The organism is Micromonospora andamanensis (assembly GCF_016863495.1).
GTDB lineage: Bacteria > Actinomycetota > Actinomycetes > Mycobacteriales > Micromonosporaceae > Micromonospora > Micromonospora andamanensis.
Genome location: NZ_BOOZ01000061.1, coordinates 22,593 through 34,908 on the forward strand (window position 1 = coordinate 22,593; position 12,316 = coordinate 34,908).

14 protein-coding genes and 2 tRNA genes are annotated in these 12,316 nt (G+C 70.0%); 15 read left to right on the forward strand and 1 reads right to left on the reverse strand.

Annotation, left to right across the window (positions count from 1 at the left end; translation table 11 throughout):
• Positions 1 to 11: 11 nt before the first annotated feature.
• The 15 genes from Van01_RS29830 (at position 12) to Van01_RS29900 (ending at position 11,470) form a co-directional block, all read left to right on the forward strand.
• Positions 12 to 869 carry a replication-relaxation family protein gene (locus Van01_RS29830; RefSeq protein ID WP_204014671.1) on the forward strand — a complete coding sequence of 286 codons (858 nt, stop codon included), beginning with the start codon at positions 12 to 14 and terminating at the stop codon, positions 867 to 869.
• A 320-nt stretch (positions 870 to 1,189) separates the two neighbouring features.
• Positions 1,190 to 1,879: a hypothetical protein gene (locus tag Van01_RS29835; RefSeq protein WP_204014672.1), complete on the forward strand. Its 690-nt coding sequence runs from the start codon at positions 1,190 to 1,192 to the stop codon at positions 1,877 to 1,879.
• A gap of 96 nt (positions 1,880 to 1,975) precedes the next feature.
• Entirely contained in the window at positions 1,976 to 2,704 is a 729-nt protein-coding gene (locus tag Van01_RS29840; protein WP_204014673.1) for a hypothetical protein, read from the forward strand.
• Positions 2,705 to 2,715: 11 nt separating this feature from the next.
• Positions 2,716 to 3,309: a hypothetical protein gene (locus Van01_RS29845; RefSeq protein ID WP_204014675.1), complete on the forward strand. Its 594-nt coding sequence runs from the start codon at positions 2,716 to 2,718 to the stop codon at positions 3,307 to 3,309.
• Positions 3,310 to 3,484: 175 nt separating this feature from the next.
• A complete protein-coding gene (locus tag Van01_RS29850; RefSeq protein WP_204014678.1) occupies positions 3,485 to 4,744 on the forward strand; it encodes a MarR family transcriptional regulator in 1,260 nt (419 codons plus the stop codon).
• Between the two features lie 69 nt (positions 4,745 to 4,813).
• Positions 4,814 to 5,803 (forward strand): DUF932 domain-containing protein, encoded by a 990-nt coding sequence (locus Van01_RS29855; RefSeq protein ID WP_204014681.1) that lies wholly within the window; start codon positions 4,814 to 4,816, stop codon positions 5,801 to 5,803.
• Between the two features lie 116 nt (positions 5,804 to 5,919).
• Positions 5,920 to 6,327 (forward strand): hypothetical protein, encoded by a 408-nt coding sequence (locus Van01_RS29860; protein ID WP_204014684.1) that lies wholly within the window; start codon positions 5,920 to 5,922, stop codon positions 6,325 to 6,327.
• Positions 6,324 to 6,767 (forward strand): hypothetical protein, encoded by a 444-nt coding sequence (locus Van01_RS29865; protein ID WP_204014687.1) that lies wholly within the window; start codon positions 6,324 to 6,326, stop codon positions 6,765 to 6,767. The genes Van01_RS29860 and Van01_RS29865 overlap by 4 nt, the downstream gene beginning before the upstream one ends.
• Positions 6,768 to 6,865: 98 nt before the next feature.
• A complete protein-coding gene (locus Van01_RS29870; protein ID WP_204014690.1) occupies positions 6,866 to 7,195 on the forward strand; it encodes a hypothetical protein in 330 nt (109 codons plus the stop codon).
• 494 nt (positions 7,196 to 7,689) lie between these two features.
• The gene (locus Van01_RS29875; protein ID WP_204014693.1) at positions 7,690 to 8,706 is read left to right on the forward strand and encodes a C40 family peptidase; all 1,017 of its coding nucleotides are present in this window, start codon (positions 7,690 to 7,692) and stop codon (positions 8,704 to 8,706) included.
• Between the two features lie 65 nt (positions 8,707 to 8,771).
• Entirely contained in the window at positions 8,772 to 9,038 is a 267-nt protein-coding gene (locus tag Van01_RS29880; RefSeq protein WP_204014696.1) for a hypothetical protein, read from the forward strand.
• 349 nt (positions 9,039 to 9,387) lie between these two features.
• A tRNA-Val gene (locus Van01_RS29885) sits at positions 9,388 to 9,460 on the forward strand.
• A gap of 11 nt (positions 9,461 to 9,471) precedes the next feature.
• A tRNA-Glu gene (locus Van01_RS29890) sits at positions 9,472 to 9,546 on the forward strand.
• 21 nt (positions 9,547 to 9,567) lie between these two features.
• Positions 9,568 to 10,935 (forward strand): SDR family NAD(P)-dependent oxidoreductase, encoded by a 1,368-nt coding sequence (locus tag Van01_RS29895; RefSeq protein ID WP_204014699.1) that lies wholly within the window; start codon positions 9,568 to 9,570, stop codon positions 10,933 to 10,935.
• 139 nt (positions 10,936 to 11,074) lie between these two features.
• Positions 11,075 to 11,470, forward strand: a complete 396-nt coding sequence (locus Van01_RS29900) for a VOC family protein (protein WP_204014702.1) — start codon at positions 11,075 to 11,077, stop codon at positions 11,468 to 11,470.
• On the opposite strand, the gene Van01_RS29905 is transcribed toward Van01_RS29900, so the two are convergent.
• Entirely contained in the window at positions 11,459 to 12,124 is a 666-nt protein-coding gene (locus Van01_RS29905; RefSeq protein ID WP_204014703.1) for a helix-turn-helix domain-containing protein, read from the reverse strand. The two genes, Van01_RS29900 and Van01_RS29905, sit on opposite strands and share 12 nt — an antisense overlap.
• Positions 12,125 to 12,316: the final 192 nt, after the last annotated feature.

The window sequence follows — 12,316 nt, forward strand, 5'->3', positions numbered from 1 at the left end:
GTGACCCATCTATGCCGCAATCGCGTCCTGCCAGCCTGCTGGCCATCTATCCCCACATCACCAACCGGGACCGTCTCCTGCTCCAGCTCCTCGACGACCACCAGGTCCTCACCACCGACCAGATTCACCGCATGCTGTTCCACGCCCGCCGCACCTGTCAGATCCGCCTCGGTGAGCTGTACGGGCTGGGCCTGCTGGACCGGTTCCGGTTCGCCCGCGACGGCGGCGGCAGCCACCCGTGGCACTGGACGCTCGGCCACCACGGGCACCGCTTCCAGGCCGCCGCCCACCACCGGCCCGAACCCACCCTTCGCACCAGCCGGCAGACCGCGCACCGCCTCTCGGCGAACCCACACCTGACGCACCTGCTCACCGCGAACGAGTTCTTCGTCCGCCTCACCGCCCACGCCCGGCAGCACCCAGAGACGCGGTTGGACCGGTGGTGGTCCGAGTCGCTGACCACCCAGCAGTTCCGGACCATCACCGCCGACGGACACGGCCTGTGGAGCAACACCGATACCACGGTCGGGTTCTTCCTGGAAGCCGACACCGGCACCGAACCCCTGCGCAGCCGGGTGGTGACCAAGCTCGACCGGTACGCACGCCTGACCCGGCGCGGCGGACCCCGCTACCCCGTGCTGTTCTGGCTCGGCAGTGAGCACCGCGAGGAACACCTCCACCAGCTTCTCCGCGGCGAGCACGACGACGTTCCGGTCGCGACCGCCACCCACACCAGGCAGCCCGCCGAAACGGTCTGGCTCCCGGCCGGCGCCACCGGCCGGGTCCGGCTCATCGAGCTGCCCAGCGACCACGGCCAGCCGGTAGCGGACAACCCGAACTACCACGACGACGGGGACTTCGCCTGCTGACAGACCCTGACAGGCGCACGGCGAGTTCTGTCACCGCAGGTCGCCGGCACAGTCGTGATTCCTGACCGGGCTGGTGCTGTCAGGTCACGACGCTACGGTGCAGCTTCTTCTCCTTGCTCGCACCGCCGCCCGTCTGTTTCCCCTTTTCGGATCTGCCCGCGCCAGCGGGATCACCCACAGCCCACCCTCCGGTCGGCCCGTGATCCACACCTCGCGCCCCACACGGCAGCTCTCCTGGTCCAGACGCCGCGATCCGGTGGCACCACCCTGCACATCCATCCATGCCCTGCCCTGCCCTGTCGCGAAGGGAGCACTCCGCCATGCCCACGCCCACCCCGCTCACCGACAAGGTCGTCACCGTCTGCTTCGGCCCCGGCGAAGACGCCGACTGGTTCGCCGCCTCGGAGAAGGTCAACGATCTTCTGCACGCCAACGGCACCCCGGCCCGCCGCTACCGCGTCCGGCACCGCCGCTTCATCGGCTGGCTGACCCGGTTCCTCGGCTATTACCTGCTCGACGCCGCCCGCCGCTTCGGCGCGGTCACCCTCGCCGCCGGAGGCCGCAAGAGCCGCCTCGACCTGACCGGCACCACCGCCCAGGCCGCCCACGCCGCTGGCCTTCGCTGGCGTGCGTGGAACACCCACATCAACGCCACCACCCGGCCCGCCCGCCCATGGGAGGACTACCTCGCCCAGCACCACGCCGACCCTGGCAAGGTCACCCTGAACGAGGCCCGCCGCCGCTTCGAGCAGCAGCCCCGCGTCCTGGCGATGCTCGCCGCCTCGTTCGACCCCTACGAACTGTCCGTCTACCAGGCCGGTGAAGCCACCTACGTCGGGCTCCACTGGCGCATCGCGCTCATCGGCGACGCGCTGATCACCACCGACGGCCGGCTCCTCGCCCCGGCCAGTGACTCTGTCGCGGACCGGTTCCGGTTCCTCAACGAGGCGTGCGCCTACCTGCGCGGCCTGCGCTCCAGCGCACGCCTGTGCGCCGTCGCCATCGCCTGAACCCCAACTCGTCTGAACACCCGATGGCCGGTCGCAGCCCCCTGCTGCGACCGGCCATCGCCATGCCCACAACCCGACCAGAGAAGGAGTTCCTCGATGTTCCTGACCGATCCGGTGTTGCGGCGTATCGCCGCCGACACCAACGACGTCCTGCCCGAGCACCTGTGGCGCCACGACACCGCCACCCCCGAACCAATCGGTGACCTCGCCCGCATCCTGCACACGACCGCCCGCGACTTCACCGACAGCACCACCAGCCTCGACGAGGCTCTCGCCCGGGTGGGCACGCTCGCCACAGCGGCCCGGCAAGCGATGGCCGCCCGCGCCGACCTGCACATCGCCGCCTACCAGCAGACCCTCGCGGACGCACTCGTCGCCCACGAACGACACGCCGTGCTCGGCGCCGCGCTCTTCACCTGCTACCGCGCCTGGCGCAACCACCGGCCGATCGTAGACGGCGACGAGCGGTACCTGCTCCTGCGGCGCTGCGATCCGTCGCGCGGCGTCGCGACGCTGCGGCGTACCGACCCGCACACCTGGCAGGTGACGCCCGACGCCGAAGCCGCCACCGCCTTCGACATCCCCTATCCGGATCGCGTTGTCGGCGAGGTCACCGAGACCGACCACGGGTGGACGCCCACCGCCTACATCGCCCGGCCGCATCAGGCACCGCTGGCCACGGTGTATCCGCTGCCCGTGCGCGGCGAGCTCGCCTCGGCCTGCCGGTCACTGCTGCGCTGGTGGCACCTGCGCCACTCCGACGCCTGGCGCAACCGCACCCCGACACAGCTCACCCCCACCGAACTCGCCCACCTCACCTCCTGAGGAGGGGCCCGATGCGGCACCTTGACATGGTCGGCGGCGGGATCACCGCGACGACCGGCCGCACCCTCGACCAGCACGCCACCGACCCCGTGCCCGCCGCCGCACACCTACCCGAAGCCGCCGCCAACCTGCGGCACCTGCGCACCGAGCTACTGCTCGCGGTCGACCGGCTGCGCACCCTCCTGATCAACGAAGACGACCTGCACGGAACCACCAGCACCGTCGCCGGTCCCGTGGAGACCATCATCGAGCTGGCCCTCGAGTACCGGTACGCCCGCACCTGGATCGACACCCTCATCGACGACGAGGCACGGGCCGCGTACGCGCAGACGCATCCCGGCCAGACGGTACGGCGACGCGACGTCAACCCCGGCGACACCGTCCTGGTCGTCCTGCCCCACACCGACTCCTGCCGCAGGCAGAACCTCGCCGGACACACCACCCGTATCCGGGTCGGCACGTCCGACACCGCACTCCGCCCGCCCGGCAGCGGCAACCCGCTGCGGCTGTCCCACGCCGACACCGGCATCTACCGCGACCCGACCGAAGACCGCCTCTACGTCCTGAACACCGAGGCCGACGAGACCGCCGACGCCGGCCACTAGCGGCCGCGTCACGCAGCCCCGAGAGCCACCGGGCCGCAATCCCCGCAGCGCCCCACACGGCAGCGCACCGCCTCGACATGCCTGCCGCGCTGCCCGCTGCCCGCGCGGCCCGCCGCACCACCGCCCGGCACAACCCGTGCCGGGCATCCCCACCCACACGTCCAAGGAGGGACCGATGGAAAACCTGTCCCTGACACCTGCCACGCAGGCCGTCCTCGACGCACTCACCGAACTCGGTCAGGGCAACGTCCACGAACTGGCCGACAAGGCCGGCAAGGCCCGCTCGACCACCGACAAGGCCATCAAGACCCTCGCCGACGCCGGACTGATCACCGCAGTGGACACCGACGCCGACCCGGCCGAAGGCACGCCCACCCGGTGGACCCCAGCGACCCCGACGCAGGCCACCGACGCCGCACCGAACGACGCCGCCGACCTCGGCGGCGAGCACCCGGCCAACCCGGACGAGACCGCGCAACTCGACGGCACCGCCCCCGACAACCCGGACGGCGAGCCCGACACCGACGACACCGAGCCGGCCGACCAGACCGGCAACGAGATCAACGGCGACGAGGACGCAGACAAGGAGCCCGACGACACGGCGGACGAGACCGAACGAGACGCCAGCAACGAGGGCCCGGACGACGAGGACAGCGGCGCGGACGACGAGGGTCGGACGGTCGCCGTGGTACAGCCGACGCGCCCCGGTGACCGCAAGGTCATGGCCATCAAGGGCGTCCTGGCCGACTACGGCGACGACGGCGCGACCCTCGACCTGATCGTCGCCGAAAGCGGCATCGGACACGTCACCGCCACCCGGCTGCTGACCGCGATGGAGCAGGCCGACGCCGCCCGCCGGCTCCCCGGCGTGCCGCAACGGTGGATCCCGGGCCCGACCAAGGCCAGCGAGGTCGACCCGAACCCGGAACCGCCCCGCTGCCCGCTCTGCCTTCAGGTCATCCGCGGGCTAGCGAACACGCCAACCGCCACGGCGGCCGTGCAGCCGCTCATCCACCCCGACGGCACGCTGCACATTGTCGGCCCGGACGGTGAGAACCACGTCGTCACCCTGCCCACCCGCGCCACCCCCCGCACGGCGAGCACCGCCCGCACCGTGGGCCGCGTCAGCGGCGACGGGACCGTCAACGCCGACGGCAACCAGCCCTTCGGCCGAGGCGAGTTGGAGAAGCTCACCCTCGACTATCTGGCCGCCAGCCCCGGCCGCCAGATGACCCCGCAGGACATCGCCACCGCCCTCGCCGCGCAGCTCAACCGGGCCGTCAGCAACGGCGCGGTGCGCAACAACCTCACGAAGGCCGCCGCCGCCGGCCGCATCCTCCTGGTCTCCGACAACCCGCTGGCCTTCGTCCACCCGGCCCAGGCCGACAACGGCGCTGCCGCCGAGGCGGACGCGGATAACACCGACCAGTCCTGACCCACACCCACCATCGCGGGGGCCGAGCCATGCGCTCGGCCCCGCAACCGCATCCGAGAGGAGAACCCCGTGCCACACGACCTCGAAACCTTCACCGACGGGACGACCGCCTTCGCCAGCGCCCGCCTGTCGGCCTGGCACCAACTCGGCACCGTCACCCAAGACACCATGCGCGCCGAGGAGATCATGGCCGCCGCCCGACTCGGCGACTGGGGCGTACGCACTATCCGCACCGTCGGCATCGACCTCGTCAACGGCGTCGAAGTGCAGATCCCCGCCGACGACAAGCGGATGACCGTACGCCGCAACCCGGTCAACGGTGAGACGGAGTACCTGGGCATCGTCGGCACCGACTACACCGTGGTCCAGAACGAACAGTGCGCCGAAATGCTCGACCGCCTCGTCGACCAGGTCGGCGGCGCCCACTTCGAAACCGCCGGCAGCCTGCGGCGCGGCAAGTCGGTGTTCGTCACGATGAAGCTCCCCGACGCGATGGAGATCGCCGGCGTCGACCGCCTGGACCTGTATCTGATCGGCACGACCTCCCACGACGGCACCGCCGCCCTGCGGGTCGACGCCAGCCCGATCCGGGTGGTGTGCGCCAACACCCAACGGGCCGCGTTCGCGAACTCGGCCGGGCACTACACGTTCCGGCACACCTCCAACGTCAACTCCCAGATCAGCCAAGCCCGCGAAGCACTGGGACTGATGTGGAAGTACATGGAAACCTTCGAAAAGGCCGCCGAACGGATGCTCCACACCGAGATGACCATGCGCGAGTTCGAGCAGGTCATCGCCCAGGTGTGGCCGGTCAAGGACACCGCCTCGGCGCAGACCCGCAACAACGCCAAGCAGCGACTCGGCACGCTGAAATACCTGATCCGTGAGGCCGACACCCAGAAAGCCATCTCCGGCAGCAGGTGGGCCGGATACCAGGCGATCACCGAGTACCTCGACCACTACCAGCCCGCCAAGAACGAGATCGCCCGCGCCAACCGGGTGCTCACCGGCAACGTCGGCGACCTGAAGGTGGCCGCCTTCGACCTGCTCAAGGTCTGACCACACCTCGCCCACCAGCCGGGGCAGCGGCGCCGCTGCGCCGGCGCTATCACGGAGGCAAGCGCCATGACACGGCCGAGCACGACCAGGTGGGGATCAGACCGGGCGGACAGCCGATGAGCGGCCACATCCACCACCCCCGCGACCTACGGCAGTCGGTGTGCGGACTTCTTGCCGCCGACGTGCAGCGGTGGGAGACCGAGGACCCACCGCGCATCGACTACACCTGCGAGGACTGCTACACCCTGCTCCCCGAGGCCCAGCGACCCGATGACGCCAACCACCCACCAGGAGACGCCACGCTCATCGACACCCTGCGACGCATCGTCGCCGAACGCCAGCACGCCAAGATCGACGGCGTCATCGTGGACGTGTGGTCCGCCTCCGTCACCGTCCTCATCTGGGACCAGCTTCGTGACGACAAACGACAGCGGCTGCTGACCCTGCCCTCACACGAGCTGATCCTGCGCTGCGTCGCGATCTACACCCGCCTCACCAACAACCGCGTCGGGGACAGCACATGACCTGCCCCCGACAGCCGCAGTGGTTCCACTTCGGGCCCTGGGTGTTCTCCATCGACGCCGCACAGGCGTTGATCGCCACCACGCCCCGCGACACCCAGCCCCTCGATGTCGCGACGTGGGCGACCGCGTACGGCCTGACCCGACTCGACGACCCGCACCAGCGGGCGGTCAGCCTGATCGGGCCGACCAGCACCGCACTCGACCGGGCCTACGCCATGACCACCGACCTGACCACACCGGTGATCGTCGCCCAACTCGACATCAGCGGGCACCCACCCGCCCCGCTGCTCATCGACGGAACCCACCGCCTCTACCGCGCCTGGCGCGAGCACCTGCCGCGGCTGCCCGCCCACCTGCTCACCGTCGAGGAGACCCGCCAGGTCCAGGACAACGTTCTCCTGGGACCCGGCCGAACCTCCATCACCGGGCCGCCGACCTGAGCGACGGCACTGACCACCCCACCACCGCGTACACCTCGGAAGCTGCCCACCGCCGGCGGCGACCGAGGCGTGCGCGCGTAGACGTTCGGAGGAACCCCATGGCCTACATCCCGCCGTGGCAGAGGCTCTGCGACTGCCGCTGCCTCGTCCACCACCAGCAACCGCGCACCACCTACACCGACCCCGACTGCGCCTGCACCATCACCTGCGCCACCCAACCCCTCACCCTCCTGGCCGACCGGTGGGGCTGCGCCCTCTTCCTCGACCACGGCGGCGACCTGTGGCACGTCCCCGCCATGGCCAACGGCACCTTCGACTGGGCCTACGCCGCCGAAATTGACAGCCGGCACGACTCCTACGACGCCAGCCGCACCATCGGGCATCTGCTCCGCCAAGCCGCCGACGTGCTGCGCACCTCCACCGCCTGACCACTACCCGTACGGTGGGCCGCCCGCGCAGGCGGCCCACCGTCCCTTTCGCGCATCACGATCCGGGCAGACAGCGATGAACCGCAGCGCCTACGAGCGCACCTGCGACTGCACCTGCCCCACCCACCCACCACGGCCAGCGTTGCCTCCCCGCCAACGACCGCGGCTGCCACCTGGCCACCTGTCCGGCGAGCCGATGCCCCTGCTCGCCCGGCAGGTCACCGGCGCCTGTTCCCCACCGCCCATGCCACCGCTGGGTTCGGGTGGCCCACCTGGGGAGCGCGGTCACTGGAGTTGGCGCCCTGCGGCACCGATCCCGATCGGTCATCCCCGGATCGAAGCCACCGACCTGATCGCCGGCTGCTCCGCGAGACCCACGCCAAACCGCTGCCACTCATCGACCACCGGTAACCCGCCAAGGGCAGACCAGCCCGGCGGCCGCGCACCCGCGCGCACCGGCCCCCTTTTTTCGTCTTCACCGGAGGGCAACGTCCATGACCAGATTCCTCATCGGAGTCGTCGCCGTGACCATCGTCGCCTGCCTCGGCCTGCCCGTACTCCTGCTCTCGGCCGCCACCGGTGGCGGTCCCGGCGGATGCGGTGCCGCCGCCATACCCGCCCCACGGCTCACCGGTCCCCCACCCGGCGCCTGGGACACCGAACAGCTCGACATCGCCGCGACCATCATCGACGTCGGCGTCGCCAAAGGCGTACCCCGGTGGGGCTGGGTCATCGCCATCGCCACCGCCATGCAGGAATCCGGCCTACGGAACCTGCCGCACCTCGGCGACCGCAACGACCACGACTCCATCGGCGTGTTCCAACAACGCCCCAGCCAAGGCTGGGGCACCACCACGCAACTGTCGAACCCCACCCACCAAGCCGAACAGTTCTACGACAAGCTCCTCACCGTCCCCGGATGGGAGTCCATGCCGCTCAGCCGCGCCGCCCAGACAGTCCAGATCTCCGCCTTCCCGGACGCCTACGCCACGTGGACCGACGATGCGCTGTACCTGGTGGAGCACCTGGCCGGCACCCTCACCGACTGCGCCACCGACGCACTCGGTCCCCTACCCGACCGGATCGCGCTACCCGCGCACACGCCACCCGCCGTCACGACCGCCATCGGCTGGGCCATGCACCAGATCGGCACCCCGTACCACTTCGGCGGCTCCTGCACCGACCCGCACTCCAGCGACCCCGCCCAGCAGTGCGACTGCTCATCGCTGATGCAGGCCGCCTACCGGGCAGCCGGCATCACCATCCCACGCGTCACCACCGACCAAGCCCACACCGGCCACCAGATTCTTGATCCGGCGCTCCTGCTGCCCGGCGACCTCATCCTCATCCCTGGCAGCCACGGCAGCATGACCAGCCCGCGCCACGTCGGCATGTACCTCGGCGACGGACTCATCATCCACGCCCCCCGCACCGGCGCCACCGTCACGATCATCCGCATCGACGGCTGGCTCGACCAGATCGCCACCATCCGACGAATCATCACCCGGTAACCAGCAGAACGCCCCCTCGGAAACCTGGTGCGAAGATTCGCATCGAAGCTGGGACACTCACCTTCATGAAGCCACCGCTGTGCCTCGTCTGCGGATCAACCGACAGAGCAACCCAATTCACCGTGGTGCACTTCGCCATCAACGACCAGGAGAAAGCGGCATTCGCCAGACGCGAAGCCGCACACTGGGTCGGCCACCCGGAAAACGCCTACTGGTTCTGCGCCGAACACCTCCACTTCGGCACCGAACGCCAGTCGATGCACTGGCGCGACGCCGTCGCCGACATCCTCGCCGTAACCGACAACTACCCCCGCCGCCCACCCGGACCGTAACCACCACCGCCCTCGAACGATCCGACACCTCAGGGCCGCCCCGGACCACAGGACCGCGAGCAACGCACATCCAATCCCGCCGTCCGGGGCGCAGCACCGCTTCGCCAGGCGATGACATGGCTCGACCAGCAAGCGGGGCTGGACGTGCATCTGCTGATGGTGCGCCCGACCCACGACACCTGACCTGCCGAGATGGGCCCCCTACGGCGACATCGGCGGCAATCGGCCCCCGTCATCGAAACCTGATCTACCTCCCGCACCGTGGGGCCCCGACTGCACCTCTCCCCGGTTGCAGGGCTAATTCGGTTGGCGGCATGGTGATCGGCGTCGCTACGATGCCTCGTGGGTGGGGCCCGTAGCGCAGAGGTAGTCGCGTCGCTATTACATGGCGGAGGATGCCGGTTCGAGTCCGGTCGGGTCCCACCCCCGTCGCGTGGTCGGTAGCGCAGAGGTCGACGCGCCGCCCCCTCAAGGCGGAGGACACCGGTTCGAATCCGGTCCGTCCACGTCGACCGGTTGGTGAGGAACGATGAACAGCGCCGAGGTCGAGCAAGCCCTGCGGGTGCTCGGCGAGATCCGCGCGTTGCCCGTCGACGACCCGGACCGGCAACGCGTGCAACGCGCCGCCGACGGGCTGCTCAAGGACGCGCAGCGCCAACGCCGCGCGGATCGACGGCGCAAGACGGCAGCAGCCGACCGGGCCGTCGTCGCCGACGCCGCCACCGCAGCCGGCAACCGTGCCGAAGGCGTACCGGTAGCAGAACCCGTCGAGCTGCCCGACCCGGACGGTGTCGGACGGACCCGGCGGGACCGTCGTTGCTACGCCTGCCGCGACCGGTTCCGCAGCGTCGACGCCTTCTACCACGCCCTCTGCCCCACCTGCGCGGACCTGCACCGCCAGCACCGGCACGCCCGCACCGACCTGACCGGCCGCCGCGCCGTGGTCACCGGAGGCCGGGTCAAAATCGGCTTCCAGACCGCGCTGAAACTACTCCGCGACGGCGCCACCGTCACCATCGTGACCCGATTCCCCGCCGACGCCGCCCGCCGCTACGCCCACCAACCAGACGCCACCGACTGGCTGGCGTCACTACGCATCATCGGCGCGGACCTCCGCGACCCCCGCCAAGTCCTCGACGTCGCCCAACGACTGGCCGACGACGCTCCCCGACTCGACATCCTCATCAACAACGCCGCCCAGACCGTACGCCGGCCGGAATGGGCCTACCAACCCCTCATCACCGCAGAACTACACGCCGCCCCCACCGCAGTCGCCATCGCAACAGCGACCGGATTCCGAACCGGCGCCGCACCACCCGACTGGAGCCTGCGCCTCGCAGCGCTCCCGGAAACACCCCGCCACGAGCTGACCTCCATCATCGACGCCACAGGCGCCCTGATCGTCCCCGGCACCACGAACTCCTGGACCGCGACCATCGGCCAGATCGACCCCGTCGAACTGCTGGAGGTGCAACTGGTAAACGTCGTCGCACCGTTCCTCCTGCTCGACCGGCTCCGCCCGACCCTGACCGCCCCCGGACGCGGCAACCGGTACGTCATCAACGTGACCGGCCGCGAAGGCTGGTTCTCCGAAGACAGCACCGGCCCCACCCGACACCCCCACACCAGCGTCAGCAAAGCCGCCCTCAACATGCTCACCCGCGTCGGCGCCACCGACCTCGCCCGCCACCACGTCCACATGTGCGCCGTCGACACCGGCTGGATCACCGACGAGAACCCCACCACCATCAAAGCCCACCGCGCCGCGACAGGCTGGCAACCGCCACTGGACGTCACCGACGCCGCAGCCCGCATCTACCACCCCATCATCAGCGGCGAAACCGGCACACCACTACACGGCGTCCTGCTCAAGAACTACACAGTCGTCCCCTGGTAGCAGCCCTGGCCGTCTCAGATCTCTCGCCTCGCCGGCGGGCATCCTGCTCGCGCGCAGAAGCGGATGCCCAACGTAGGTGGTCGGTCGGTGTCCGAATCGTTCAAGACCTCTTCGGCAGCATGCTCGTATCGTCGGATTCATGGCACCCACCTTCAACGCGATCGGCCTTGCGGTGGCCGACATGGCAGCGTCTCTTTCCTTCTATCGGCGGCTGGGCCTGGAGTTCCCGGCCGACGCCGACCAGCAACCACACGTCGAGACGACGGTCGCGGGCGGTATCCGTCTCATGTGGGACACGCACGCCTCGCTACAGTCTTTCGATCCGGGTTACCAGCCGGGACAACCCTCCGGCGGCTGGGCCTTTCTGTGCTCCGATGCCGTCGAGGTGGACCGATGCCACGCTGACCTGGTCACCGCCGGATATTCGTCGGTCAACGCGCCCTGGGACGCACCATGGGGGCAGCGCTATGCACAGGTGCGCGATCCGGACGGCAACGTCGTGGACCTTTTCGCCTGGGCCACGTCACCGCAGTAGAGCGCTCAGGGGGACTCCGGCCATCGCCCGTACCTCGCGTGCGAGGTGGGCCTGGTCGGCGTAGCCCGCATCGATTGCTACCGCCGCGAACGACCGACCGGACCGAGCCAACGTGAGGGCCCGCTGCAACCGCAAGATCCGCTGCAAGGTCTTCGGCCCGTAACCGAACGCGGTGTTGCAGCGCCGCTGCAACTGTCGGGAACTCAGACCGCACCGCACGGCAACCGACCCGACAGACAACCCGGCCTGTGCGCCACCGGCCAGGGCCACCATCACACGGTCGACCCCTTGCCAGCGTCGGCTCACGGCGGCGGTCAGCGCCGCGACAGGATCGTCGGCCTCGGCGATGGCCCGCACGACGGCCGCCGGCCACACCGCGTCCAGCGGCACGCGCCGATCGACCAACTCGTAGGCGGGCACACCCAACACACCGGGCCCGGTGCCCGCGCCGAACCGCAACGCGGCGTACCGACTGCCCGGCGAGGCACCCTCGACCTGGGCGGTCGTATCCGGCCCAGCGATGAAAACCGTGCCGTCCCGCCAAATGATGTCGAGACACCCGTCCGGCAGGATGCGCTTCTGCCCAGCACCCGGCGGCGTGGCACTGCGCCACGCCACGACGTACGGCAGCGTCGACGACCAATCCTCGTACACGCCCCCGACCCTCCCACGCCACCACGACAACTCACGGCAACCCGCCCCGCGGAAGGTTCGACCAACTCACCTGGCATAGCTTCGTGAATCCCCCACAGAACCCGGGGCGGCGCTCGCGACGACCAGCAATCCGCAGCAGATCCGTGCGGGCATCGAACATTGTGGGGAACGAGGTGCGTCTGTTTGGGTTGC